This is a genomic window from Sphingopyxis sp. GW821-FHT12C06, from assembly GCF_058807415.1.
In genome coordinates this window covers 220,469-247,399 of record NZ_JBXAQR010000003.1, presented here as the reverse complement: position 1 = coordinate 247,399, position 26,931 = coordinate 220,469, and the positions used below count along the sequence as shown (strand labels likewise).

Annotated in this window: 20 protein-coding genes; 11 read left to right on the top strand and 9 right to left on the bottom strand. The window is 63.3% G+C overall.

Going from position 1 to position 26,931, the window contains the following annotated elements; all coding sequences use genetic code 11:
• Positions 1 to 141 precede the first annotated feature (141 nt).
• Positions 142 to 2,478 (bottom strand): putative bifunctional diguanylate cyclase/phosphodiesterase, encoded by a 2,337-nt coding sequence (locus tag AC1RRJ_RS10165; protein WP_493122214.1) that lies wholly within the window; start codon positions 2,476 to 2,478, stop codon positions 142 to 144.
• A 555-nt stretch (positions 2,479 to 3,033) separates the two neighbouring features.
• Here AC1RRJ_RS10165 and AC1RRJ_RS10160 point away from each other — a divergent pair.
• From AC1RRJ_RS10160 to AC1RRJ_RS10140, 5 genes are all read left to right on the top strand, one after another.
• Entirely contained in the window at positions 3,034 to 3,582 is a 549-nt protein-coding gene (locus AC1RRJ_RS10160; protein WP_493122212.1) for a Csu type fimbrial protein, read from the top strand.
• 29 nt (positions 3,583 to 3,611) lie between these two features.
• On the top strand, positions 3,612 to 4,160 hold the full coding sequence (locus AC1RRJ_RS10155) for a Csu type fimbrial protein (protein WP_493122211.1): 549 nt from the start codon (positions 3,612 to 3,614) through the stop codon (positions 4,158 to 4,160).
• Positions 4,161 to 4,186: 26 nt separating this feature from the next.
• Positions 4,187 to 4,945, top strand: a complete 759-nt coding sequence (locus tag AC1RRJ_RS10150) for a fimbrial biogenesis chaperone (protein ID WP_493122209.1) — start codon at positions 4,187 to 4,189, stop codon at positions 4,943 to 4,945.
• A gap of 69 nt (positions 4,946 to 5,014) precedes the next feature.
• The gene (locus AC1RRJ_RS10145; protein ID WP_493122207.1) at positions 5,015 to 7,294 is read left to right on the top strand and encodes a fimbria/pilus outer membrane usher protein; all 2,280 of its coding nucleotides are present in this window, start codon (positions 5,015 to 5,017) and stop codon (positions 7,292 to 7,294) included.
• Complete coding sequence (locus tag AC1RRJ_RS10140; RefSeq protein WP_493122205.1) at positions 7,282 to 8,280, top strand: Csu type fimbrial protein; 999 nt, start codon at positions 7,282 to 7,284, stop codon at positions 8,278 to 8,280. Before AC1RRJ_RS10145 ends, AC1RRJ_RS10140 begins: the two co-directional genes overlap by 13 nt.
• Before the next feature lie 6 nt (positions 8,281 to 8,286).
• Here the strand turns inward: AC1RRJ_RS10140 and rsgA are convergent, their stop codons facing one another.
• The 3 genes from rsgA to rtcR form a co-directional block, all read right to left on the bottom strand.
• Positions 8,287 to 9,282, bottom strand: a complete 996-nt coding sequence (gene rsgA, locus AC1RRJ_RS10135) for a ribosome small subunit-dependent GTPase A (protein ID WP_493122203.1) — start codon at positions 9,280 to 9,282, stop codon at positions 8,287 to 8,289.
• 119 nt (positions 9,283 to 9,401) lie between these two features.
• Positions 9,402 to 11,177 carry a hypothetical protein gene (locus AC1RRJ_RS10130; protein ID WP_493122200.1) on the bottom strand — a complete coding sequence of 592 codons (1,776 nt, stop codon included), beginning with the start codon at positions 11,175 to 11,177 and terminating at the stop codon, positions 9,402 to 9,404.
• 145 nt (positions 11,178 to 11,322) lie between these two features.
• The gene (rtcR, locus tag AC1RRJ_RS10125) at positions 11,323 to 12,912 is read right to left on the bottom strand and encodes an RNA repair transcriptional activator RtcR (RefSeq protein WP_493122197.1); all 1,590 of its coding nucleotides are present in this window, start codon (positions 12,910 to 12,912) and stop codon (positions 11,323 to 11,325) included.
• A 308-nt stretch (positions 12,913 to 13,220) separates the two neighbouring features.
• Here rtcR and AC1RRJ_RS10120 point away from each other — a divergent pair, with 308 nt between their 5' ends.
• Genes AC1RRJ_RS10120 through rtcA form a run of 3 tightly spaced genes read left to right on the top strand, consistent with a single transcriptional unit; the run spans position 13,221 to position 15,908 of the window.
• Positions 13,221 to 14,447 (top strand): RtcB family protein, encoded by a 1,227-nt coding sequence (locus AC1RRJ_RS10120; protein WP_493122195.1) that lies wholly within the window; start codon positions 13,221 to 13,223, stop codon positions 14,445 to 14,447.
• Between the two features lie 31 nt (positions 14,448 to 14,478).
• A complete protein-coding gene (locus AC1RRJ_RS10115) occupies positions 14,479 to 14,892 on the top strand; it encodes a hypothetical protein (protein ID WP_493122193.1) in 414 nt (137 codons plus the stop codon).
• Positions 14,889 to 15,908, top strand: coding sequence for an RNA 3'-terminal phosphate cyclase (gene rtcA / locus AC1RRJ_RS10110; RefSeq protein ID WP_493122192.1), 1,020 nt, complete (start codon positions 14,889 to 14,891; stop codon positions 15,906 to 15,908). The genes AC1RRJ_RS10115 and rtcA overlap by 4 nt, the downstream gene beginning before the upstream one ends.
• Positions 15,909 to 15,932: 24 nt before the next feature.
• On the opposite strand, the gene AC1RRJ_RS10105 is transcribed toward rtcA, so the two are convergent.
• From AC1RRJ_RS10105 to AC1RRJ_RS10085, 5 genes are all read right to left on the bottom strand, one after another.
• Positions 15,933 to 17,261, bottom strand: coding sequence for an erythromycin esterase family protein (locus tag AC1RRJ_RS10105; RefSeq protein WP_493122190.1), 1,329 nt, complete (start codon positions 17,259 to 17,261; stop codon positions 15,933 to 15,935).
• Positions 17,258 to 18,769, bottom strand: a complete 1,512-nt coding sequence (locus tag AC1RRJ_RS10100; RefSeq protein WP_493123032.1) for a serine hydrolase domain-containing protein — start codon at positions 18,767 to 18,769, stop codon at positions 17,258 to 17,260. Before AC1RRJ_RS10100 ends, AC1RRJ_RS10105 begins: the two co-directional genes overlap by 4 nt.
• 98 nt (positions 18,770 to 18,867) lie before the next feature.
• Positions 18,868 to 19,887, bottom strand: a complete 1,020-nt coding sequence (locus tag AC1RRJ_RS10095) for an N-acetyltransferase DgcN family protein (RefSeq protein ID WP_493122187.1) — start codon at positions 19,885 to 19,887, stop codon at positions 18,868 to 18,870.
• Positions 19,884 to 21,371, bottom strand: coding sequence for an amidohydrolase family protein (locus tag AC1RRJ_RS10090; protein WP_493122185.1), 1,488 nt, complete (start codon positions 21,369 to 21,371; stop codon positions 19,884 to 19,886). Before AC1RRJ_RS10090 ends, AC1RRJ_RS10095 begins: the two co-directional genes overlap by 4 nt.
• Before the next feature lie 39 nt (positions 21,372 to 21,410).
• Positions 21,411 to 23,525: a TonB-dependent siderophore receptor gene (locus AC1RRJ_RS10085; protein WP_493122183.1), complete on the bottom strand. Its 2,115-nt coding sequence runs from the start codon at positions 23,523 to 23,525 to the stop codon at positions 21,411 to 21,413.
• Positions 23,526 to 23,714: 189 nt separating this feature from the next.
• On the opposite strand from AC1RRJ_RS10085, the gene AC1RRJ_RS10080 reads away from it, so the two are divergent.
• From AC1RRJ_RS10080 to AC1RRJ_RS10070, 3 genes are all read left to right on the top strand, one after another.
• On the top strand, positions 23,715 to 24,665 hold the full coding sequence (locus tag AC1RRJ_RS10080) for a MurR/RpiR family transcriptional regulator (protein WP_493122181.1): 951 nt from the start codon (positions 23,715 to 23,717) through the stop codon (positions 24,663 to 24,665).
• A 101-nt stretch (positions 24,666 to 24,766) separates the two neighbouring features.
• Entirely contained in the window at positions 24,767 to 25,828 is a 1,062-nt protein-coding gene (locus AC1RRJ_RS10075) for a dipeptide epimerase (RefSeq protein WP_493122179.1), read from the top strand.
• A gap of 117 nt (positions 25,829 to 25,945) precedes the next feature.
• Positions 25,946 to 26,866, top strand: coding sequence for a M14 family metallopeptidase (locus AC1RRJ_RS10070; protein ID WP_493122177.1), 921 nt, complete (start codon positions 25,946 to 25,948; stop codon positions 26,864 to 26,866).
• Positions 26,867 to 26,931: the final 65 nt, after the last annotated feature.

Here is a 26,931-nt window from a genome sequence, read left to right as displayed (position 1 = left end):
GATTATGCCGCCTGATCGGCCGATCGACGCATCGTGAAAACCGTCCTCGCCATGAGGTTGGGCCAAGCAATGTTGCGGGAGGGAGCCCGCGCCATGCTCGGGCGCAAAACCCGCGTCGAGATGCCCCGCGCGCCCTCCCGGTCAAATCTCCGCGCGAATGTCGCGACGAGAATCCTCGAGAAACGGGTTCTCGGCCGGATACCCAAAGAAATAGCCCTGCGCCTGCGGGCATCCTTCATCGAGCAACATCTGACGCTGTTCTTCGGTTTCCACGCCTTCGGCCACAATCGGCATGTTGAAGCTGCGCCCCAGCCCGACGATGGCGCGAACGATCGACCGCGCCGCCTCGTCATCAGCGATCGCGGCGATGAAGCTTTTGTCGATCTTGATCTTGTCGAACGGAAAGGCCTTGAGGTTGCTGAGCGACGAATAGCCCGTCCCGAAGTCGTCCATCGCAACCCGCACGCCGAGCGCCCGTATTTCATGCAGCGCCTTCAGCGCGCTCTGCCGGTTGCGCAAAAAGGCGGTTTCAGTGATTTCCAGCTCGAGCCGGCGGGCATCCAGCCCCGATTGCGCGAGGGCATCGCGGACGACGGCGGGCAAATTCGGCACCTGGAACTGGACGGTCGAGACATTGACCGCAATCGAGACATTGTCTGGCCAGGTTGCAGCGACGGCGCAGGCTTCGCGAAGCACCCATTCCCCGATTGCGACGATGGCGCCGGTTTCTTCGGCGATCGGGATGAATTGATCGGGCTCGATTGCGCCCATTTCGGGATGATCCCAGCGGAGCAGCGCCTCATAGCCAACGATCGAACCGAACGCCGTCGCCACAAGCGGCTGAAACACAAGGTGAAGCTGGTCGCGGGCGATAGCATGGCGCAGGTCATGCTCGAGCGCGCGGCGTTCGCGCGCATGTTCGTCCATCTCCTGATCGAAGAAGGCGGCGCTCCCCCGCCCGTTATTCTTGGCGCGATAAAGCGCCGTATCGGCGTTGCGCTGCAGCGTTTCGGCATCCTGACCGTCCTGCGGAAAAAGCGAGACCCCGATGCTCAGACCGACCGCCATCGGGTCGCGCGCGACATCCATCTCGATCGCCAGATTGTCGAGAATACGGCTGGCGAGCTTGCGTGCTTCATCGGGCTCCGAAACCGCCGTCTGGATGATCAGAAACTCGTCGCCGCCCACGCGGGCGATGACATCGTCAGCGCGAGTCGATGCCCTCAAAACATTGGCGACACGGCACAATATCTCATCGCCCGCGCTATGTCCGAAAATGTCGTTGACCGCCTTGAAGCGATCGAGGTCGAGAGCGAACATCGCAAAGGGTTCTTTGGCAAGGAGAGCGGCATCGAGAGCGCGACCGAAATGGGTGCGATTGGCGAGATCGGTCAGCGCATCGTGCGAGGCGAGATGCTCGATCGCGCGCTGCGCCCGCTTCCTGTCGGACAGGTCTCGAATAGCAAGGACCCGGCAGCTGCGGCCCCGATATTCGATGGTCTGGGTCGCGATCTCGAGGATATGATCATCGTCCGAACTGCTGCGGACACGAGCCTCGACGGAACACCCGTCGGGCGTCCCAAACGGACCGCCGTCCACTGCCACGAACCAGTCGGACGGCGCGCTGCCGATCAACGCGCCGCCGCTGACGCCAAGGAGCGTGCAAAGCCGGTGGTTCACCTCGACAATCCGATCGTCGTTGGTGATCGCCAGCGCTTCAAGCGTGGCCTCGGCAAGGCCATGCGCATCGGTGAGCCACCGATCGATGACCGAACCGGCCAGAGCAAGCGCGACAAGCACAAGCGCAGCCAGCACGACGGCCAACACCAACCAGTCGCGATTGAACGCGGTGGAGAATGCGACGGCGCGCGTCGGATCGGGAACCAGTGTGGTCGCGGACATGGCGGTAAAATGCATTACGACGATGGCGAGAACCGAGAACGCGGCCGGCAGGGCCACCTTGCGCCAGCCTGCGGTCTTCGCGAAGCCGAGGAAAGCGACCCAGAAACAAAGACCGGACAGGAATATCGAAACCATTATCGGTACCGGGTCATAGCTCAGCCGTGCGGGTGCGATGATCGACGCCATGCCGGTGAAGTGCATGCCGGCGACTCCGATCGCGGCTCCGGCGCCGGCGCCGGCGCAGCGCCATATACCGGGCGCCTTGCCGAGCCAGCGAAGCGAGCACCAGAAAAACCCGATCGCGATCGCTACCGAAAGGACGGTGAGCCCCACATCGAACCGTATCGGCATCGATCCCCGATAAGCGAGCATCGCGACAAAGTGAGTCGCCCACACGCCCACGCCCTCCGCGACCGCAGCGACGACCAGCCAATGGCGACGACGGATGTCGATGCAGAACGTCGACCGGTTCAGAACAACGAAAAGACAGATATTACCCAGAATACAAACAAGTGCCGCAACAAGAACGAGACGCGGGTCATGCTGATGGGTCACGCATTCGAGAACGCTGAACATATCTTTCCTCCCAGGTCCCCATAGTCTTCTTGAACACAACCGGTAAATATTGCCTTAGCCCTGCTGCCCTTCTCTTGCGGGAGAGTATAGTTCAAATCGGAGAAAAAACGATTTATCGACAGAAGAACAGTCAGTTCGCCATGTCGAATGGCGTGACGAACAGACAACGGCTGAAAGCACATTTTTGATCAGCGGCGCACCTCGAGGCCGTCTGGACTGATGACGTCTCCGGGGAAGATTGCCGTCACATCGAAATCCACCGGCTGCCAGGCCCTATCACTTGGCGACAGCGCCGCTTGGCCGAAAGGAATTCATGCTGCATGCGACAAGGCCACCTGGAATCCTGTTCACCGGAAAGCCGCTGCGCCTTGCCGGAATGGCCTATAAGTCTCTGACTTAACAAAACTATATAAAGTTTCATTCGAAAACCATGTTCTTTCCTATGGATATTTTCCGATTAACTCAAAGGCAAATTATTAACCTGTTTTTTCTAAAGATGATCAAGTCTTGTGGGGAAGACGAATTGAAAGGCACCGACCCTTTTGAGGAGTTTTCATGATGACTATGAAACCTATAATCTCATCCGCGCTTTTTTCTGTCATCGCACTTACTGTTTCACCTGCAAATGCTGCCATCACCGGAACAGTTGATGCGACAATAACGCTGGAAGCAGGTTGCAAAGTCAATGGACAGACTTTCGACAACGGGACGGCAGGCGCCGATTTCGGTACGATCAATTTCGGCACGCAGAACACGCTCTTCGTTCAAGCCGACTCGCAAATATTGAGCGGCGCCTCAGCCTTCACTGTCCAGTGCAGCAACGGCATCACTCCCGTCCTGTCATTCAACGCGGGGCTGCACGATGGTGATGGCGCCGGCCTGGGCCTCCACGCCATGGCGCATCAGACCCAAGCGGGCCAGTTCGTTACCTATAACCTCTATTCAGACGCGACCCGCCTGGCCGTCATTCCGGTTGGCGGCGACGTTGCTCTTGCGGGCGGCGGCGCACAGCAAACCGTCAACATCTACGCCCGCGCCTTTGGCGAAGCTGGCCTGATGCCCGGCGTCTATGCCGACGTCGTCACCGTGGTGCTCGAGCTTTAGGGCGAAGAACCGACGCAGGATCCGCAGCGATGGCACGCGCCCTCCAGCCGACGATGCGCCCTATACTCGCCACCCTCTTCGCGTGCGGGGCAGGCATTCCCGCCGTGAAGGCGGAAACGTCGGCGCAGTTCGAGGTTTCCGCAACGATCGTCGCAGGCTGCCTAGTCGATGGACTGGGCGGTAGCGGCGCCGCCGGAACCATCGGAACGCTGAATTTCGGAACAGATTCGACATTTTCGACCGCGACACACACGGCGACCACGACCGCTTCGCAAGTAATCCGCCTGCGCTGCACCCCTGGCGTCAATCTGACGATCGGCGTCGACGGCGGCAGCCATGCCGCGACGGGCGCGCGCCATTTGCAGCGTGGCGGCGATACAGCGGCACGGATCACCTATGCCCTGTGCCGCGATGCGGCCTGCAGCCAGCCGATCGCAATCGGCGGCTCGGCTGCGATGTTGATCACGGGTACCAACAGCGAAGACGTGCGCCTGCCACTTTTCGCTTCGCTCAATCTCCCAGGCGGGCTGCCGCCGGGAAACTACACCGACACGTTGATGGTCACGCTGACATGGTGATCACCCCTCCTTTTTCGGAGAAGCCGATGAAACACGGTCCTGCCTCCATCGCCCTGTTGCTGGTCGCAGCATTTTTTCTCGTTGCGATACACCGCCCTGCGAGCGCGCAGCAGCCCGGCTCGCTCCTGATCTGGCCGGTCAACCCCGTCATCGAAGGGGACGACCGCGCGGCCGCGCTCTGGCTCGAAAACCCGGGCACCGCGCCGATCACGCTTCAGGTCCGCATCTTTGCCTGGGCCCAGCAAGGCAGCGAAAATGTCTATGCGCCGCAAAACGACGTCGTGGGGACGCCGCCGATCGTCAGCGTTGCAGCCGGCGAACGGCAATTGATACGACTGACGCGCACGACGCCGCCGCCCGAAGTCGCCGAAAAGCCCTACAGGATCGTGGTCGACGAAGTCCCGACCGGAACGGCTTCGACCGCGCCGGGTGCTTCAGTCAGCTTTCGCATGCGCTATTCGCTGCCGCTTTTCTCCTATGCCCAGCGCAGAGACAGCAAGGCCCGGCCTGTGGCGCCCGCACCGCAAATCGCATGGAGCACCAGCGCGGACGATGACGAACGCTTCCTCGAGATCCGCAACACGGGAGCCGGTCATGCACGGCTGACCGACGTGAGCTTTGCAGCAGGATCGAAAAAGTCACCCGTCGCCCAAGGCCTGCTCGGCTATGTTCTTCCCGGCGCATCGATGCGCTGGCCGTTGCCACACGATATCGACACCACGGGCGAGTTGGTCGCAACGGTCAATGGAATGGTCGGAGTTCCCATCGCGCGCCGGCAGGAATGATGACCCATGGCCGGTTTGCTCCATCTGCCGGTGTATTTCCGATGGGCAACGCTGTTTGCGGCCGCACTCATGGCGCCCACCCTGGCCCACGCAACGGATGGGCGTGATGGCTATGGCGACCTGCCGCCGCCGCCTCAGCATATCGATGTCGACGCCAATCAGCAGCTCGAACTGGAACTGTTCGTCAACGGCATGCGCAGTGGCATTGTCGCGGCGGTCGCAAAGCAGGGGATGCGGTTCCAGCTCCGTACCGCCGACATGCGCCGTGCCGGCCTCCAACTGCAAACCGCGGACGAAGCGCTGTTCCTCGACAGCCTCGAGGGCGTTCGCGCCGACTATGACGCCCCGAGCCAGCAATTGCACCTGACCGTGTCGCCCGAATATCTCCCCAACCAGCGGATCGGCCGCGCAGCGAAGAAATTCGAGCGTGCGAAATATGATATGGGGGCGCTGCTGAACTATGACGTCTATGTCAGCGGCGGTGGCACGACGCCCACACAGGCGTCGTTGTGGCATGAAATCCGCGTTTTCGGTCCGGTCGGCATCATGTCGACGACCGGCGCGCTGCGGACAGGCGGCACGAAAAACTATGTCCGTTTCGACACCTATTGGCGCTGGTCCGACGAGCAGAGCATGACGACAGTCGAGGCCGGCGATATCATCACGCGCAGCCTGCCCTGGGCCCCCGCGGTCCGTCTTGGCGGACTTCAGGTCTCACGCGATTTTTCGGTGCGCCCCGACGTCGTCACCTATCCGCTTCCCGAATTCGCCGGCAGCGCCGCACTGCCCTCGGCGGTCGAGCTCGTCGTGGGCGGCCAGCGGATCTCGGGCTCGGAGGTGAACCCCGGCCCCTTCGCGATCGACACGCTGCCGCCGGTCAATGGCTATGGCGAGGCAAATCTGATCGTCACCGACATGCACGGCCGCAGCGTCGCGACCACCATGCCCTTCTATATCAGCAGCGCATTGCTGCGCCCCGGACTCACTGACTATGCGGTGGCCGCCGGTTCCTTTCGCCGCAATTATGGCACCCGCAATTTCGACTATGGCGCAGCCGCTGCCACGGCTTCGGCTCGCCATGGCGTGACCGACAGCGTGACACTCGAAGTGCGCGCCGAGGTCGCCGACGACATGCGCCTCGCCGGCGGCGGCGGCGTCGTCAAGCTCGGCAATTTCGGCGTCCTTAGCGCATCCTACAGCCGCAGCTTTCGCAAGGAGGCCGACGGCGGCGAGCTGACGATCGGCTATGATTTTCAGACGCGCGGCTTTTCGATCGGGCTGCGGCACAGCCGGCGCGACGGCGACTATACCGATCTTGGCCTGCTCGATCGCGGCACTCGAGGTGGCTGGGAGCGGCTGACCGCCGCGACTGCCAGCCTGTCGCTCGGCCACGCGGGCACGCTCGGCATCGGCTATTTCGACCTCGAGCAGGAACAGGGCCGAGACGCCCGCCTCGCGAACATCGCCTGGGCATTGCCGCTCTGGGGCGAAAGCCGCCTCTACACATCCCTGTCGCGCGACTTCGTCGATCGTAGCTGGTCTGGCGCGCTGACGTTGAGCGTCGCGCTAGGCGGCGGCACCTTCGCCGCAGGCGTCGCGCAGGGCGCCGACGGCCGGACCGGACTGCGCGCCGACTATTCGCGCGCAGCCCCGATCGAGGGCGGCATCGGGTGGAATGCAAGCGCAGTGAGCGAAGACGGCGCCAGCCCTTATTGGCGCGGCGACATGACCTGGCGGATGCAGCCGGTCCAGCTACGCGCCGGAGTCTATGGCCGGGGCGACGTCACCGGCTGGATGGCCGCCAGCGGCTCGCTCGTTTTCATGGACGACGCGGTCTTCGCCGCCAATCGCGTCTCCGACGCCTTTGCCGTCGTCAGCACGAATGGCGAACCCGGGATTCCGGTGCGCTATGAAAACCAGCTGATCGGTACCACCAACGAAAAGGGCCAGCTGCTCATTCCCTCGGCGAGCGCCTATTATTCCGCGCGTTACGACATCGACACGCTGGCGCTGCCCGCCAACGTCAAGGCGTCGGTGGTCAGCCAGCACGTCGCCGTCGCGGCGGGCAGCGGTCATGTCATCCGTTTCCCGGTCGAACATGTGACGGCGGCACGCGCGACGATCAGAAGTGTTGCCGGCGAACCGCTGCCCGCCGGATCGGCCGCGACCATCAATGGAACGATTTCGACCTATATCGGCTGGGACGGCCTGCTCTTCATCGAACGGGTGGCCGCCGACAATCTGGTGGAGGTGAAGCTCCCCGACGGCGACACCTGCCACATTGCCTTTGCCGCCGATGCAAAGGCCGACGATCTCATCGAACTGGGGAATCTGACATGCCGACCCTGACGCGCCTTATCTGCGCCCTGTCCGTATTCATCGCTGCGGCGCTGATAACCAGCGCCGCGTCGGCGGCGTGCACGACCGCTACAGCGAGCACCAACCTAGTCAATGCCAGCTCCTATGCCGTCGGCACGACGCCGCAACAGGGAAGCGGATCGGCGGGCCTTCAGTGCGACGTAACGCTCGCCTTGCTCGCCACACATTATATTGCCCTGCGCGTCGATGCATCGACTTTTCTACTCACCGGCCCCACCGGACAGACAATCACCTACGCCGCCTCGCTCACCGCAGGCGGCACGCCGCTGACGGTCGGCAATTTCCAGAATCTGTCCTCGACCAGCCTCCTCAGCCTCTTTTCCGGCACTAACAACAGCATCCCCATCTATATCCGCACCACGGCCACGCCAGGATTGCAGGCTGGGACCTATTCGGGTTTCCTCGATATGCGCTGGTATCATTCGGTCTGTTCGCTGGGCGTGCTCGCGTGCCTCGCCTATTCGAACAGCCCCGGCCTCGTCCGTCCGCTGCTCACTCCGCCGACCGTCTGGGGCACCGGCGTCGCCGTCCGGATCAATGTTGCGCTGGTAGTGGAAAATGATTGCGTCATCACCGCCCCCAATGCGGGCTTCAGCCCGGCGCCGCTCGCCGGCAGCTTCAATCCGATCACGCGCACCATCCTGATCCGTTGCAGCGCGGGGGCGAGCTACACAGTTGGCCTCGGCGACGGCAATAATCCGGATAGTGGCGTGCGCCGCATGCGCAACGGCAGCAATTATCTGCGCTATGAAATCTACAAGGGCACCAACTCAACCGACCGCTGGGGATCGATCGGCACCGCCCGGCGCAGCAGCGGGACGGCCGATGCCAATCCCGGCGTCCATGATTCGGTGACTACGCAGGGCTTCAACTATCGCGCAGCCATCCTTCCGGGTCAGCTCACGCCGCCGCCTGGGCCCTATACCGACACAATAATGGTCGACGTCGCCTTTTGAACCGACCTATCGAGTCCGCTTCGTATAGCGCGCAGCGCTGGCGTCTTCCTCGGCCGCCAGCTTGCGCCAGCGATCGAAACGCTCCGATGTCAGCGCGCCCTCGGCAATGGCCGCCCGAACGGCGCAGCCCGGCTCGACGCCATGTGCGCAGTTCGAGAAGCGGCAGTGTTGCGCCACTTCGATAAAATCGTCGAAAACCTCCGATATTCCTGCGCCCGCGTCGGAAAGCTGCAGCTCGCGCATACCGGGCGTGTCGAGCAGCCAGCCGCCGCGCTCGAGCCGGTGCATTTCGCGTACGGTGGTCGTGTGGCGCCCCGTCCCGTCGCGGGCGCGGATCGCCTGCGTGGCGATGCTGTCCGAACGCCGCAAACCGTTGACGAGGGTGGATTTTCCCACACCCGATGATCCCAGAAGCGCAACGGTTTCGCCCGGGCCGCACCAGGATGCGAGGTGCGCCACGCTGGCGGGATCGCGGCCGTTGACGGTTTCGACGCGCAGCCCCGGCTCGATCGCGCGCGCAGCCGCCGCGAAAACTTCCGGATCGTCCGTCAGATCGGCCTTGGTCAGAACCACCACCGGGTTCACCCCCACTTCGCGTGCCAGCACCAGATAGCGCTCCAGCCGCGCGACGCTGAAATCCTGATTGCACGATGCGACGATGAACAGCGTGTCGACGTTGGCGGCGATCATCTGATCCTTGCGCGGATCGCCCGGTGAGCGACGCTTGAACAGGTTCATCCGGCCAAGGACGCGGACGGGCAGGTCGGTGTGACGATCGACCAGTAACCAGTCACCAACCGTCGGATGATCGTCAGATGGTTTTGCCCCGGGAATATGAGGGGTGATAAAGCCCTGCCCCCCCGCGCCCGCCACGGCAATCTTGCCGCGATGGACGGCCATCACCCGGACGGGATGACATTGCTCCTTTTCGTCGGGCGCGACCTGTTCGCTGAACCAGTCCCTCCAGCCAAGCTCTTCCAGGGTCTCATTGGTTGATTTCATATGGCTGCAGAAGCAGCTTTCATGCGGCCCAACAAGCGGATTCCCCACATTTGACACTCATATGAGCAGATGCCGGCTTCGGAAGGCGGCACGGGGCCGCTTGCTCGATATTGCAAGATCTAGAGCCGCTCCATGCGCAGCCAACTCGCATCACCCTGCCATTCGCGCTCAAACGCCCGGCGCGCCGCCGCGGCTTCGAGACCATGTTTCTGCGCCTCCTCGCTGCGGGTCAGCCCGTAGAGCGCCCAGCCGTTTCGCGGTGTTTGCAAGAGCGCTGCGCGGAAGGCCTGACCGGCTTCGTCATAGCGCCCGGCCTCGAACAGCGCCGCGCCCAGCGACTGGCTGACCGGATAATACCAATAGGCCGGTTCCTGATACGGAATCTTGCCCTCGAAAGTCATCGCTGCGCGATAGTGGCGCACCGCATCGTCGAAGCGTCCCTCAGCCCGCGCAAAACGCCCGCGCGCGACGGCTTCGGCGAGCGAGAGGAGGTCGGGCGCGGGTACGCCCTGTGCGATCATCGACGCAAAGGCATCCGAATTGCGCAGCGCCGCCAGCGCCGCGATTTCGCGGTCAAACGCCGCGCGGTCGCGCCGCCCGGCTTGCGCCACTGCGCGGGCGTAGTGCCGCATCGCCACCGCATAGGGCAGGCGCGGATCGGCTGGCGGCATGGCGAGGATCGCATCGGGCTGCGCGAACTGCGCCATCGCGAGATAGGGCGCGGCATCGATCGCCTGAATCCATGCAATCCGTGCAGATGTTTCGGGGTCGAGCACCGTGCGCAGGCGCTTCGCCTCGCGGATCGCAGTGCCCATGTCGCCCGCCATTTGCGCCGAGGTGACGATGAAATGGATATTGTGCGGATAATAGCCGTAGCGGACGAGGCCGCGATCATCGGTGTCGCGGATGAAAGTTTCGTCGGCGCGCGCCGCCGCGATATTCACTCGCATCGCATCGGCATAGCGCCCCCGGACTGCATAGATATGCGACGGCATATGGACGAGATGCCCCGCGCTCGGCGCGAGCGGCCGGGCGAGCCGGTCGGCGGCGGCTTCGGCGCGCTGCGGATCGGCGCTATTCTCCATCAGGTGGACATAGAGATGCGCGGCCTGAAGATTGCCCGAATTGCGGGCGAGAACGGCCTCGACCAGACGGACTGCCTCGCCGCTGCGGCCCACTGGCGTTTTTTTGTCGGCTTCCCAATAATTCCATGGGCTGGTGTCCATCACCGCCTCGGCCGTCAGCACCGCGACGTCGTCGTCTTTCGGGAAACGGCGCGCGACATCCAGCATCGCATCGGCATAGGCGGCGTCGAGCGCGACGCGGTCGGCGTTCGGGTCGCGCGCATAGCGAAGCGCGATCGCGTCGATCAACGCCCGCTCCATTGGCGACGCCTGCGCACGCAGCGCCAGCGCCCGATCCATCGCGGCCAGCGCCGCATCGCGGTCGCGCTCATCCATCGGCGCGTTGATATTCGGCCCCAAAGCGAGCGCCTCACCCCACCAGCACATCGCACATTTGGGATCGAGCCGCTGCGCTTCGCGGAACGAGCGGACCGCACCCGCATGGTTGAAGCCATAGGTGAGCAACAGGCCCTGATTGAAATAATCGCGCGCCCGCGCGTTGGCCGTCGTGACCGGCATGCGCGGGGCCTTGAGATCGGGGTAGAGCGGTATTGGAGCAGATGCTGCACCGACCGGACCGGCGACCGTCGCCGCGAACGCCAACTCCTGTCGCAGCGTCGCCACGGCGGCCCTGCCGCCGCAAAAAGACGACGCCAGCCGCGTCGGGTCGAGCATCGCGAGCGCTTCCGGCGAGAAATAAGCTCCGGACGATGAACTGGAAAGAAAAGCTGATGAACTTAAAAGTATAGTTCTTTTCAAGAATTTGCGCATTTGACTCTCCACTTCAGGAAATCACCGCACAACAGAGCGCTATTTTTCTATCATTTCGCCACAAAACTCTCAACGTGCGAATAAATGCAACCGCTACGTTTCGAAGCCCATCCAGCTCCCTGTGACCGGCATTGGGAAACAGCGCCTAGCGCGCAGTGACAGCGCTCCAGTCGAGGTCGAAGCGGGCAAGATACTTCCGCAATCGATCCGCATCATTGGTTGACCTGCGCTCCTCCCGCGAGGCCGAGAAGAGCGCCCGCCCGGCGGCGGACAGGCTGCTGTTCTGTCGGCAGATGTCGACGACATAGGCGAGCTGCACCCGGTCGAAAGGATCGATCCGTTTGAGCCGGTCGGACGACAGCCAATGGTCGAGTACGTCGCCCCCGACATCGCCGGTCGACCACAGCGATCGCAGCCTGCCAGTCTCGAAGGCCACCGCATCAGAATCGATGCGCCCCGTCAGGCTGAGTGTCGCCATGCGGGTGACGCTGGCAGCAAGGTCGCGGAAATTGCCTTTCCACAACGCAGCCGCACTCTCGGCGAAGCCCAGATATTTGTCGCGCGCCTCCTTGTTGAAGGTGACCCGGGCCCCCTCGCGTTCGGCGAAGCGCTCCAGCTCGTAATCGAGATTGGGGGCAATGTCCTCGCGGCGCTCGGCGAGCCCCGGCAGACCGAACGTCCAGAGGTTGAGGCGCGCAAACAGATCGTCGCGGAAGCGGCCAGCGGCCACTTCCGCGACGAGGTCGCGGTTGGTGCCGGCGAGCAGCTGGAACTCGCTCTTCGCTTCGCTGTCGGCGCCGACGGGAAGGAAACGTCCTTCCTCGATCGCGCGCAGGATCATCGCCTGCTCGTCGAGGCCGAGTTCGCCGATCTCGTCGAGAAAGAGCAGCCCCTTGTCGGCCGACCTGAGCAGACCGGGGCGATCCTGCGCCGCGCCGGTGAAAGCACCCTTGCGGTGGCCGAACAGCGCCGACATCGCGCTGTCGCCTTTCAGCGTCGCGCAATTCACCTCGACGAATGGTCCTGCAATCTGGTGGCGCAGTTTCTTGAGCTCGTATATTTTACGCGCGAGCTGGCTCTTGCCAGCACCGGTCGGGCCCATCAGCAGGATGGGCGCGCGACTGCGCACCGCGACCTGCTCGATCTCCTCGATCATCCGGTTGAAGGCGGCGTTGCGGGTCTCGATGCCGCTTTTCAGGAAGCTCGTGCTCTCGGCGCTCGCTTCGGCAAAGCGCGTCGCGATACTGTCGTAGCGCGAGAGGTCGAGGTCGATGGCATTCCACGTCCCGATCGGCTGCGGCGCACCGCGCTGTGGCTGGGTCTGCAGAAGGCGCCCCGGCAGATAGCGCGCCTCGGTCAGCAGGAAGAGGCAGATTTGCGCAACATGGGTCCCGGTCGTGATGTGGACCAGATAATCCTGATTGTCGGGATCGAACGGAAAGCCGCGCGCGAAGTCTAGCAGTTTTCCATAGACCTCCTCGAAGTCCCAGGCATCTTCGAAGTCGAGAAGATGCTGTACCACCTCAGTCTCTGGCGACACGTCGCGGATATCGTCGGCGACATGTTCGGCGAGGCGGCGATGATAGCTGCCGTGGAGCAGGATGAAGCGGTCGACCCGCAAATCTTCCTGCATGCAGATGCTGACCGTCGGCCGCCACTTGCTCCAGCGCGACGGGCCAAATTTTGCGGCATCGAGAGTCGAGCCGAGGAATCCGATGACGGTGACGGGCTTCATAGCCAGTTTATATGTCAGGATAAATTACGATACAATATAATCATATTTGTCACACTTCCCATTTCCGCGTTGAAAACGAAATGGAAATTTTTCACCTGATAACAATGAATTATATGATATCATCGTCCACTTTCTGAATTTGGCACGCCTCCTGCAATTCTCTCTTTCGTCGGGGTTCACGTCTCCCGGCACGAGCGGAGCGAAGGGGCGGCCGGAATGGGCTGGCCGCCCCTAAAGTCCTCCAGGCACATAAAATTGTCTCGCTACCTCTGGTTGCTGGCACCATGAAAACAAGAAGGAGGTCAGCCATGACCCAGACGACCTACGAAGTTCAGCACGTCGACGGCGGCAAGCCGGTCAAGATGTGGACCCGCGGTGTCCCGGTCGAGGATGGCGCGCGCGCCCAGCTGGCGCGCGCGGCGCAAATGCCGTTCGTGTTCAAGCATGTCGCGGCGATGCCCGACGTCCATGTCGGGATCGGCGCGACGGTAGGCTCGGTGATCCCGACCAAGGGTGCGGTGATTCCCGCGGCGGTCGGGGTCGACATCGGCTGCGGCATGATGGCGGCGCGCACATCGCTGTTGGCGCACGACCTGCCCGACACGCTCGAAGGTATTCGTTCGGCGATCGAACAGGCGGTTCCGCATGGCCGTTCGGTCGGACGTGGCCGGCGTGACCATGGCTCGTGGGGCGATCCGCCGCCGGCGATCGTCGACGCGTGGGCGACGCTCGCCGAGCGCTTCGGCCATATCGTCGCCAAGCATCCGCGGCTCAAGAACACCAACAACCTCACGCATCTGGGGACGCTCGGCACGGGCAATCATTTCATCGAGCTATGCCTCGATCAGGATGCGCGGGTGTGGGTGATGCTCCATTCGGGGTCGCGCGGGGTCGGCAATGCGATCGGCACCTATTTCATCGAACTGGCGAAGAAGGACATGCGCAAATGGTTCATCAACCTGCCCGATGAAGACCTCGCCTATTTCCCCGAAGGGACCGACCATTTCGACGAATATGTCGAGGCGGTTGGTTGGGCGCAGGACTTTGCCGCGCTCAACCGGCGGATGATGATGGCCAATGTGATCGCAGCGCTGCGGCGCCAGATCGCCAAGCCCTTCGAGGCCGAGATGGAAGCGGTGAATTGCCATCACAATTATGTGACGCGCGAGAACCACTTCGGCGAGAATGTGCTGGTCACCCGCAAGGGCGCGGTGCGTGCGGCGAAGGGAACGCTGGGGATCATTCCGGGCTCGATGGGCGCGAAATCGTTCATCGTGCGCGGGCTCGGCAATCCCGAAAGCTTCGACAGCTGCAGCCACGGCGCCGGCCGCGTGATGAGCCGGACCGCGGCGAAAAAGCTCGTCACGCTCGACGAGCATATCGCCGACACCGCGGGCGTCGAATGTCGCAAGGACGCGGGCGTGATCGATGAGACGCCCAAGGCATACAAGCCGATCGAGGCGGTGATGGCGGCGCAGGCCGACCTCGTCGAGATCGTCCATACGCTGAAGCAGGTGGTGTGCGTGAAGGGGTAACCCTTCACGCCGCCATTACCGGAGATTTTCCGTGAAGCAGATATTGTGCTGTGCCGCCTGCGAGGCGCGATTGACGCACCCACTGAGTATCGTTTCAGGCAAGGCGCCCGGCGTCATTCCGCCAGAGTATGAGGAGGGCAAGCCGCTCACTCCGCGTGGGATCGCGTTCAAAAGCTGGGAAGCGATTGAGCGATCCTATAGCGATGTGCCGGCCCTGCTCGATTTCGTTCCGCAATATTGGCTGAATCCTGACGATCTCACTGAAGCCGTGCGCCAAACGCGCAATGCGCGTCGGCTCAACGGATGTTGTGGACTCGATGGCTGTGACGGTCCCAATCAGATTTGCCAATGCGGCAGCGACGTCGGCACATTGCGCACCGATTGCTGGACGCCGCGGGTATTTGTCCCCGACCCGCATCATACGAACTGGATTACAGAAACATGATCATCATCGACGGCTCCGAAGGCGAAGGCGGCGGACAGGTGCTGCGCTATGCGTGCGCACTGTCGCTGCTCACCGGCGAGCCCTTCACGATCGAGAATATTCGCGGCGGCCGTGAAAAGCCGGGGCTCATGCGCCAGCATGTCACCGCGATCGAGGCCGCGTGTGTCATCGGCGCCGCCGAATGTACGGGCCTCGCGGTCGGATCGACCCGCATCGGCTTCCGGCCCGGCACGGTCATGCCCGGCGACTATCACTTCGCGGTCGGCACCGCGGGCAGCACCGGACTTGTCCTCCAGACGATCCTCGTTCCGCTGATGCTGGCGGACGCACCGTCACGCGTCGTGATCGAGGGCGGCACCCATGCGATGGCGGCGCCGCCGTTCGAGTTTCTCGCGCGCTCGCTGCTCCCCATCATCAACCGCATGGGGCCGACCATATCGGCGCGGCTGGTCCGTCACGGTTTCTTCCCGCGCGGTGGCGGGCGGATCGAGGTCGATATTGCCCCCTCCCCGCTGCGCCCGACCCTGTGCATCGATCGCGGCGAAGCGCGCGGCGTGTCGGCGACCGCGATCGTTGCGGGCGTCCCGTTCGACATCGCCGACCGCGAACTCAAGGCCGCGCGCAAGGTCCTCGCCGACTGGCCCGACAAGGCCTTTGTCGCGCGCCAGCTGCCGGCCGAACAGGGGCCCGGTAACGCCCTGCTGATCGAGGCGGAATTCGATCAGGTGACCGAAGTCATGTCGGGCTTCGGCAAGCTCGGCGTGCCCGCCGAACGGCTGGCGCAGACCGCGGCCAGGCGCATGGCGGGCTATCTCGCGTCGGGCGCCTTTGCCGGTCCCTATCTGCAGGACCAGCTGCTGCTGCCGATGGCGTTCGCGCATGACGGGGCGTTCACGACGGTCAAGCTAAGCGAACACACGCGCACCGCGGCGCGCCTGATCGAACGCTTCACCGGCACCTGTTTCCGCGTGTCCGAGCGGGAGGACGGACGCAATCTGATGGAGGTGATCCGCTAGCCTGTTCGCGCCAATCGCATCGACCTAGGTCGCGGGCGTCAACCGATGATAATAGACGAGCGCATCGAAAGCCGTCGCCGGAGCGACCAGATTTTCGGTATCGAAATTGACCCGCAGCGATTGGGTCTGCGCCAGCCATTGCGCCGCCGGCGCATCCTTTCGCGCCCTCCTCAGGTCGAGAAGAAAATGTTCGAGACCGATCTTGGTCAAGGCGGCGTCGAGGCTTGCGGGCTTCCCCTGGCCCGGCAATTCCCGTGTGACCACACCGCCGCTACTCGCCATGATCAACAACTTTTGGCCCAGCCCGGCACGCAGATGCTCCCCCATCGCGGCGGGGGCCTGCGCATAAACCGACCAGATACCGCCGCGGGTGCGGGCGTTCATGACATGGCCGTTGTGCGCGAAGACCAGGATCCGGCCATGCGTCCCTTCGCGGTCCAGAACCCAGCCGACATTGGCCGCCATCGCTGCATCGCGCGCCGCATCGGCCTTATAGTCGTCGGGCGACAAGCCACCGTCCGCATTCGGCAATCCCGACACTTGAAACAGGGCTTCGAGCTGGCGCGCCGCGACAGCATTCTGACGCGCCCAGTCATAGTCGGTCTGCGATGATGCGGCGATCAACGCCGCGCGATGCCGATCGAAAAAGGCGATCAGGCCGCCGATTTCCGATCGCAGCCTCGCCCGCCCGCTGACCGTCATCCCAATATAGCCGGGAACGCTGAACTGGTCGAGGAACGGCTGAAGACGCCGTATCGCGCGTGCGGATTGCTGCGGCGCAGCCCTCGACAAAAAGGCGAGACTGTCATCCAATGTCGTACGCGCATTCTTCCATGCGCCGCTGGCGTCGCCGCCGCTCATGTCGATGCCGTAGAGGCGGATTTTTCTGCTGTGCGCAGAGTCTGTATTGTAGCTTCGGATCCAGTCGAGCAGTGCGATATTCTCGGGATAGCGCCAGAAGCCCCAGGTGAAACCGCGCCGCGCAATATCGCGCGCATCGCCCGCGCCGCCTGCGGTGTAATCGTGGAGTTGGCGCGATTCGTTCAGGCCGGTTTCGAGCGCGATCGCGGTGAAGCCCTGCTGCTCGACCAGATAGCGGAACAGGCAGTTGCGCAGCGCCAGTGGCTCGCGCATCCCGTGCGCAGGCTCACCGAGCGCGACGACGCGGGCATCGCCGACGGTCTTCGCCAGCACCTTCGATACCGCCGGTTGTGACCACCCATCGCACGCGGGAAGCGCGACCGCGTTCGCACGCGCCCAAGCGACGAAGCCGCTGTCCTCCGACGTCGCATTTGCAGGCGCCGCTACCGACATCGCGCAGGCAAGGCCGGCCAGCCGCAGCCCGAACCTCATGGCAGGTCGATCCGGTAGAGCGGGACACCGCTGAAAGTCAGGCGCTGCGCCTGCCCGTCGATGACCGTGTCGAAAGCGAGCCATTCAGGTGCGTGTTCAGGCATGGCAAAACGGAAGCGGTGCGGCGCCTCCTCGATAAGCGATGTTGCGGAACTCGCGTCGGCGTAGGCCATCGTCAGCTGGCCGCTACGCACGAAGATGCGGACGCCCGGGCCCTCCTCGCCGTGCGCAGCATAGCGCCCCACAAGTGCGCGATAGGCGGCGGGAGCTTCCGCTGGCGGATGCTCGCTGCCCGGCATTGCATAACCCGAAGCCCCCTCCGACACGTCGGTCACCTTGCCCGCCGCATCACGGAAGAAGAGAAAAGCGCGCGGCCCCTTCGGCGTAAGATACAGCCCCCAACTCTGCTTCCCCAAGCGCGCCAGCGGCGCAGACGCACCATCTTGCGCAAGCGCAAGTCCGCCCGGGCGATCGGTCCGGAAAACCAGCTCACGCCCGTCGGCAGCGACGAAGCGACCGGTAAAGCTTTCCGCGTCGGGCCATGCGGTGGTCGGTGATGCGGTCGCCGTTGCAGCCTTGGCTTTCGACAGTCGCGCGACGATGCGTTCGCGCAGCGCCTTGTCGAGCGGACCATTGCCAAGAAATGTCACCGCGAAGCCTTCATCGAGATACGCGATCAGGTAGGCCTGAAACCCCGCGATCGATCCACTGTGCGCAAGCACCCGGCCGCTGTCCAGCACATCGACTCCATAACCATAATCGCCGCGCACTGCGGTCGCGAAGCGGTCGAAGGCGCGTGCCGAAATCAATTGTCCGCCCGGCGCCTTGCCGCGCGCAAGCAACATGCGCGCATAGGCACCCATGTCGGCGGCGTTCGAGACGATCGCACCATCAGCCGACAGATAGTCGAACCACGGCGCCTCGGCATAATCGCCATCGGGGGTGCGCACATAGCTCGTTGCGATCCGGCCGCGCAGCCGGTCGTCGATCTGCGGCGCAGTGGACGTCATGCCCAGCGGGTCCAGCACCCGTTGCTGGAGGGTCAGCGGGAAGGGTCGGTGTTCGATCGCCTCGGCAGCATAGCCGAGCAGCTGATAGCCGGTGTTTGAGTACCAGAAATGTGCGCCGGGAGCATAATGTGGTTCGAAATCGCCGAGCGCCGCGATCAGGAAGCGCATCGAGGCGACATGCGCCAGATAATTGGGAAGCCCCGCGGTGTGCGTCAGCAACGCATGGCCGGTGATCGGCGCGAATTTCGAGCGTGGATGGAAATCGGGAAGATAGCGCGCGATCGGCGCGTCGGGATCGAAGCGCCCCTCGTCGGCCATTTGCATCAGGGCGATCGCGGTGAAGGATTTGGATATCGACCCGATCGCAAAGCGTGTGTCGGGCGTCACCGGCTGCTTGCGTGCGATATCGGCATAGCCGCGCGTCGCGACGAGCCGCATCCGGTCGCGATCGGTGACCGCGACGACGAGGCCGATGTCGGCTGGCGCCGCTTCGACCATTGCCCGCACATCGTCGAGCGCCGATTGCGTAATGCCGCCCTGTGCAGCCGCTCCCGCGCCAAACCCGAGCATTAGCGACAGGGCGAGAAGCAGGCGGATCATGCGAGGCATGCGTCCGCCAGCCGGTCGAACGCCACCCCCGGCCGCATCGGATCGGCAACCGGCACGCCCCACTCGTGCGACAACGCGATGACGGCAACAGCCGCCTCTTCGACTGAAAGTCCAGCGGTGTTGAGCGAGACCCCGGCACAACGCACGTGCGGGTTGGTGAGCCGCGCCTGCTCCAGCGTCACCTCAATCGCGCGGCCAATCGACGGCAGCGGATAATCCGGCAGGCCGACGATGCGCTGGCGCCCGTGGGCGTGGCACAGTATCAGCACATCGGGCTGCGACCCATGCAACAGCCCGAGCGAGACCCCGGCATAGGAAGGGTGGAAGAGCGAACCCTGCCCCTCAATCACGTCCCAATGCGCGGGTTCGGCGTCGGGACTCAGCGCCTCGGCCGCGCCCGCAACGAAATCGCTGACGACGGCGTCGATCGGAATGCCCGATCCCGCAATCATAATCCCCGTCTGCCCCGTCGCGCGAAAATCGGCGTCGACGCCGCGCGCGCGAAAGGCGTCGGCGAGCGCCAGCGCGGTATATTTTTTCCCCAACGCACAGTCGGTGCCAACCGTCAGGAGGCGCTTGCCGCTCCGCCGCCGTCCCGTTGCGATCGGAATTTCCGGCGGGGGTGTCCGCACGTCGATCAGGCGGCGGCCCTTTGCTTCGGCAACGCTTTTGAGGAGCGGGTTGTCCGCCAGCCGATCATGTGCGCCGCTGACGATATCGAGCCCAGCTTCGAGCGCCTCGACCAGATAAGGAATCCATGCCGGGCGGATCGCACCACCGATCGACGCCGCCGAAATGACCAGCGCCCGCGCACCGGCGGAATGGGCCTCACGCGGATGCATCGCGGGCAGGCCGAGCGTGGCCGCGGCGCCGTCGCACTTATGCTCGGCGAGGCACAGATCCGGCGCCCAATCGCGCAGGCCAAGCCCGGTCTTGAGAAAGGTCGTGTCGTCGGCATCGCCGAGGAACAGCAGATAGGGTTGCGGCAGGTCGGTCGTATCGCTCATGGCTTGGCCCGCGAAATGACCGGCCGTCCGGGCCGCACGTCTTCGACCAGCATCCCGCCTTCGACGACCAGCACACCATTGACCATCACATAGTGAAAGCCGTCCGACATGCGCGCAGCGTCGCCATAGGTCGCGTTCGTGCCGACCGTCGCGGGATCGAACAGCACGATATCGGCATCGGCGCCGGACTGGAGCCGCCCCTTGCGCGCCATCGCGGGTACAAACCCCTGCAATCGTCGCGCGGGCATCAGCGTCATCTTGCGGATCGCCTCGTTCAGGCTCAGTGCCTTCGTCTCGCGCACATAGTGGCCGAGCACGCGGGCGAAGCTGCCCGCCGAGCGCGGATGGCCATTCGGACCCTCGATCCGGCCGCCATCGCTCGCGACGATGACCGTCGGGTTGGCCAGCAGCGCTGCAATGGTCGCCTCGCTGTTCATATGCATGATCACGCCGTCGTCGCCGGCACCCAATCGCAGCGCGTCGAATTCGGCCTGCGTCAACCGCTTGCCGGTCACGCGCGACTGAAGGTCGCCGACGCCGACGCCCCAGCGTTTTTCCCAGCCGGGATCGAAGAAATGGCTGCGCACCGCATCGACCGATCCACCCCATGGATAGGTTTCGGTCGAGACATCGACGCCGCGCGCATGCGCGTCGCGGATCAGCCCCGCCATCATCGGCGCATCCGACATCGCCATGCTGTTGATATGCGCGATATGGACGCAGGCACCGGTGATCGCGGCGTTCGCGATATTTTCCTGCACCGCTTCCAATGTGCTGTCGGGCTCGACGAGGCTGCCATGACGGATATGGGTGAAGAGGCAGCTTTGTGTGTTCGCGGCGGCGCGGGTGACGGCCAGCATCTCCTTGTGGCTGATCCCCGCCGCATATTGGGTGCCGCTGCCAATCCCGATCGCGCCCTCGCTTACCCCTTGTTCAAGCAATTGCGACAACCGCGCTGAGGCCGCGTCGGAGATCGGCTGATCAGCCTCGGGCGCGCCGAATTTTTCCATCGGATCGCGAAGCGCCGCAAGCCCCGCCGCGCCCTCACCCTTTTGCACATAGTAACGCACGGGTGTGTGGCCCACACTTGTCCCGTAGTTCAGAAGCTCATGCCCCTGTTTTTTTTCGTACCAGGCCGACACTGGCCAAGTGCCGATCTCCAGCTCGAGCCGGGTCGTCACGCCGTCCTTCACCTGATAGCGCGCGGCTTCGAGGGTAGTTGCGTGCGAATGCAGGTCGATGAAGCCCGGCGCGGCGACCAGACCGCGCGCGTCGATCGTCCGCTTTCCCCTGAGCGGTGTCTCGACCACCGCAACGACCCGGTCGCCGTCGACCGCGATGTTGCGGATCGCATCGAGCCCGGTTTCGGGATCGATCGCGCGCGCGCCGATGAAGACGATGTCATGGACCGGCTCGGCCCGCGCCGCAGCGGGAAGCCCTGCCAGCGCCGCCGCCAGCAGGAGGATCGGTCGCCGCCGCGTCATGACAGCGCGCTTTTCATTGAGCTGACCTACCACGAATGGTCAGAAGTTCGCGCGCAGCGAGACGGTCACGCTGCGCGGTTCACCGACGACATTGCCGTAAAACAGCGTCTGATAATTGTTCACGAAATAATGCTTGTCGAAGAGATTCTTGACGTTCAGCTGCACGCGGAAGCGCTCGAAATCATAACCCGCCGACGCATCGACCAGCGTGTAGGACGCAATGTCGCGTGTCGCGCGGTCGAAGTCAGTCTTGACCGAGCCGACATAACGGATACCGCCGCCAACGAAAGCGCCGCCGCCGAATTCATAGCTGGTGTAGATGCTCGCGGTGCTCCTCGGCAAAAACGTCAAAGTCTTGCCGATCATCGTCGCATCATCATCCTCGCGGATCGTCGGATCGAGAATAGCCACCCCGGCATTGACCTGCCAGCCCTTGGTGATCTCGCCCACCGCCTGCACTTCGAACCCGCGGTGACGGACCTTGCCCACCGGAGCATAGCGGTCGATCAGGTCGATGGTCTGGTCATACCGTGCCTGATTGGCCTGTCGGACGTCGAACAGCGCGGCGGTCAAAAGAATCCGCCGGTCGGGCGATACATATTTGATCCCGAGCTCATATTGCTCGCCGGCAAGCGGCGGCAGGACGTCGCCGACGGCATCGATGAACAGCTGCGGCTGGAAGGATTCGCTATAGGAGGCATAGAAATTCAGCCCTTTCACAGGCTCCAGCGTTGCAGCGAGGCGCAGGCTGGTCTGGCTGTCGCCGCTGAAATCCTGCCAGGGGCCGGTGCGTGACTGCTTGCTGACATCGGGCTTGGCCCATGAAATGCCGCCAAGCAGGGTCAGCGGCTCCGCCACCTTGATGCTCGCCTGCGTCGACAGGGTAAAATAACGAAGCCGGCGGTTCAGGCCATAGTCGAAGCCCGGATAGGTCCGGCTGTTGAAGAGCGCTTCGATCGCGTCGACGCCATCGAAGAGGTTGGCGACATCGCCCTGCGACATGTCGGGGATCGTACCGGCCTGCTGCGTCTCATAATCCTGATAATTGGCCGCGACGGTGATGAAGCTGTCGGCGAGCCCGAGATCGTCGAACTTGTAAACGCCCGACAGCCCGGCGCTGAACGCCTCTGTCGAACTTTTGGTGATCCTGTTGACCGCAATCAGGAAGTCGCCGTTCGGCTGCAGATCATATCCGAAACCGCTTTCGCCCGTCGTGTTCGAGCGGAGATAATTGACCTTGAGGCTGACCGAGAGCGCCGACGACGCCTCCCAGTCGAGGCCGCCATTGACCCGGACCACCGGCGTCACCAGTTCGAAATCGCCGGAGCCAATGAAGAAGGACCGGCCAACCGGCGCAGGTGACCCGTCGGGCAAGGTCGGAATGCCATCGAACGAGGTCCGCCGATAGCGCTCATACCCGCCATGGATATAACCGGTCAGGTTGGACGACAGATCGGCGTCGATGCCTGCATAAAGCACCGTCTTGGCCGAACCGATCCGATCCATGAAACTACCGCCCTCTTCATGGACGGCGATGCCGATGACATGGACTGTCTCCGCAGTGTTCAACGCGCCCGCAAGCTGACCCTCGATACGCCAGCGGTCCCAAGAGCCGCCGAGCAGTTCGATATGCGACGGCGTTCCCGCTCGTGCACTCTTGGTCACCTGATTGATGATGCCGCCCGGATTGGCCGCGCCATACACCACCGACGTCGGCCCCTTGACGATTTCAAGGCGCTCGAGCGTCGCAAAATCGGGCTCATAGTCGAGCGCCCCCACATTCAACCCGTCGATCGCATTGCCTGCCGCGAAACCGCGCAGCTTGATGATCGAAGATGTCCCGCCCGGATTTCCGTCGAACAGGGCGCCCGGCGTATATTGCGCGACATCGCCCAAGGTCTTGGCGTCGGTCGCTTCCAGAAAATCCTCGCTGATCAGCGTGATCGACTGGGGCACTTTCTCCAGCGACAGCGGCAGGCCAGTGGTGCCGCTCGTATCCTCGCTGAGATAGCGACGGCCGCTGACGACGATCGTATCGCCTTCGGCAGTTGCGGCGGGCTCGGCTTCTTGCGCTTGCGCGGGTCCGGCCAAAAGCCCCGCTTGCAACGCGAGCGCGCCCACCACCACCAGATGGCGCCTGCGGCCCGTCCGCATTGCGCTTCCGAAGCCCCCATTCCGCCCAAGCCTGTTCATCGCATATCCCCTCAACAAATTCTGAAATCTGGCGGCCCCCTTCGTTGTTCGGATGACCGATATCCACCCGACTAAAATAGAGTTGCTATATTTCTGTCAATTGATAGTTTTGAAGGGTTAACTAACATAATTGAGATGGGAGAGCTTCGGATGAGTGACAGCCAGCATGGAGCGGCCCCACTGTCCGGTGCATCCAGCGCCGAGCGTCCCGCAATCCCCAATGTCCCGCTGTTGCAGCGACTGCAAACCGACCTGGACAATTATTCGTCCGCCGACCGCGCAGTCGCCGCCTATATGCTGGCGCATTACGCCACCCTCGCCTTTGAAACCGCAATGTCGCTGGCCGACAAGGTCGGGGTCAGCGAAATCACCATCGGTCGCTTTGCCCGCAAGCTGGGCTATCGCAACTTCAAGGCGTTGAAGAACGAGCTCAAGGACAGCAGCGAAGAAGGCTTCCCCTGGCTGATCGGCGACGACCTGGCGGAATTCGTCGAATCCGTCGACGGATCGGACGAAGGCGAAAGCAATATCCAGCGCGAGGTAAAATCGCTCCTTGCGGTCTATCGCCTCGCCGAGACACCGCAATGGGCTGCTGCGGTCGAGTTGCTCGCCAAATCGCGCACCGTCCAAATCGCGGGTTTCCAGACCGAGCGCGGCATCGCGATGCTGCTCGCCAATCATTTGCAATTCATGCGCGACGGGGTCCGGCTCGTTGACCTGAGCGCAGGCAATTATGCCGATGTGTTCGCGAGCGACGAAGAGGATAGCTGCCTGGTTGTCATCGATATCCGCCGCTATTCGCGCCAATCCTATCTGATCGCCGAACAGGCGAGCCAGCATGGCGTTCCACTGATCGTCCTGACCGACCTGTTCTGCGACTGGGCCGGGCGCTTCACCCCGCATGTGCTGGCGGTGCCAACGCAGACCGGGCTGTTCTGGAGCTCGCCCGTGGCGCTGGTGTGTGCGGTCAATCTGATGGTGAACAGCGTCATCAAGGCGATCGGAACGCGAGTCGAACAGCGACTCGAAAAACTGACCCGCCTCCATCAGACCTTCACCGGCTATGCAGGGCACCAGCCGCCGCGCCCGAAAATGTCCTGACCCCATCGCGAAAACCCGCTTCGATCAATGCGATGGATGTGACAGTTTTATATCTTTAAAATTCATAGACAGAAAAAATGCGCTTCGGTAGCCCATCGGGCATGACCAAAGCCCCTCCCTCCGCGCTGGATGCGATCGACCTCGCCACTGCGCTCGCCGCACTCGAACCATGCGCGCCGCGTATCGAGATAGAGATCGCACGGCTTCCGCTGAACGAACCCTTCCGCATCAGCGACCATGTCTTCCAACATATCGAGACGGTTGTACTTCACCTCGAAGCCGACGGCTGTGTCGGTCGCGGCGAAGCGGCCGGGGTTTTCTATCTGGGCGACACGCCTGCAATCATCGCGCAAATGCTGGCCGATGCGCGGCCCGCTGCAACGCAAGGCGTCGATCACGCGCGGCTGGCCCAACTCCTCCCCGCCGGCGGCGCGCGCAACGCCTTCGACTGCGCGCTATGGGATTTGCAAGCGCAGCGCATGGGGACCCCGGTATGGAGCCTGCTCGGCATGGCGCCGCCGGAACCGCTTCTCACAACCTACACTATCGGCTGCGCCACGCCCGAGAAGATGGCCGCTCAGGCTACAGGCTATGCACAGGCGCGGGCGATCAAGATCGAGCTGTGCGGCGACGCAGAGGACGGTAGCCGGATCGCCGCGGTGCGCGCGGCGCGGCCCGACGTGTGGCTGGCGGTCGACGCCAATCGCAGCCTGACCCCCGCGACATTGCGGCATTTGGTCCCTGCCCTCCGCGCCGCCGACGTCCGGCTGGTCGAACAGCCCTTCGCGATCGGCGCCGACGACGCGCTCGCCGGTTTCGACCTGCCGATGGCACTCGCGGCGGACGAAAGCATCCAGACGATCGCCGACCTCGATCGGCTCGCCAGCCTCTACGGCATCGTCAATATCAAACTCGACAAATGCGGGGGCCTCACCGACGGGCTGCGCCTCGCCCGGCGCGCACGATCGCTGGGGCTTGAGGTGATGGTCGGCAATATGCTCGGCACTTCGCTCGCGATGGCGCCCGCATGGCTGCTCGGGCAATTTTGCGAGGTCGTCGATCTCGATGGCCCGATCTTCCTCAAGGCCGATTGCACGCCGGGCGTGATATATGAGGATGGACATATTGATTGCCCCGCCACGCTGTGGGGAAGCGGACGATGACATCACACCGTCGCTTGAAAAGGTAAGCGCGAACGGCAAAGGCTACACTTTCCGTCTGCTCTGGGCTAGCGACCGCAGCATCGCAACCAACGCCCGCAATGAACGAGTGACAACCAGATGACCCATTCCAGCTTCTATCCTGTGGGCACTTTCGGCCAGCCTTGGGGTGAGGCCGAGCTCGACCAATGGCGGGGCCGGCAATCGCGCTTGCGCCGCTATGATGTGGATGTCCTGCCGCGCATCGACGCTTTGGCCGATCGCTATGAGAAGATCGCTTATGGACAGCTCGACTATGCAGGCGAGCGGTACACGTTGTTCGCGCTGCGCGACCGACACTTCGATCCCGCGCTTCCCACCGCGCTGGTGACCGGCGGCGTACACGGATATGAAACCAGCGGCGTCCTCGGCGCGCTCGATTTTCTCGAAACTTGCGCAGCGGATTACGCCGGCCGGATCAACCTTCTGGTCGCGCCTTGCGTCAGCCCGTGGGCATATGAGCGCATCAATCGCTGGAACTATGACGCCATCGACCCCAACCGGAATTTTCGTGCCGATGGGCCGGCGCGCGAAGCCACCGCGCTGATCGAGCTTGTCGGATCGGTGCAGGGTCCGTTCCTGGTGCATGTCGACCTGCACGAGACGACCGATAGCGACGCCAGCGAGTTCGGTCCCGCGCTAGCCGCGCGCGACGGCAAGAGCTATGAGACCGATGCCATTCCCGATGGTTTCTACCTGGTCGACGACAGCGAAAATCCGCAGCCCGAATTTCATCGGTCGATCATCGCCGCGGTCGAACAGGTAACCCACATCGCCCCTGCGGATGCAAAGGGCGAGATTATCGGTTCGACCGTCGTTGCACATGGCGTGATCGAATATCCGATGAAAAAGCTGGCGCTATGCTGTTCGATCGCGGGCGCGCGTTACACGACCACCACCGAAGTCTATCCGGACAGCCCGCGCACAACACCGACAGAATGTGTTCGGGCGCAAGTGGCAACCGTGTGCGCAGCGCTGGACTTCGCACTGACGCACCGCTGATGATGCGTCCGTCGTCCGGGTCCTCCTCGACCGGAAAATCCTGACTTCGCAATCAGGAATGCGGC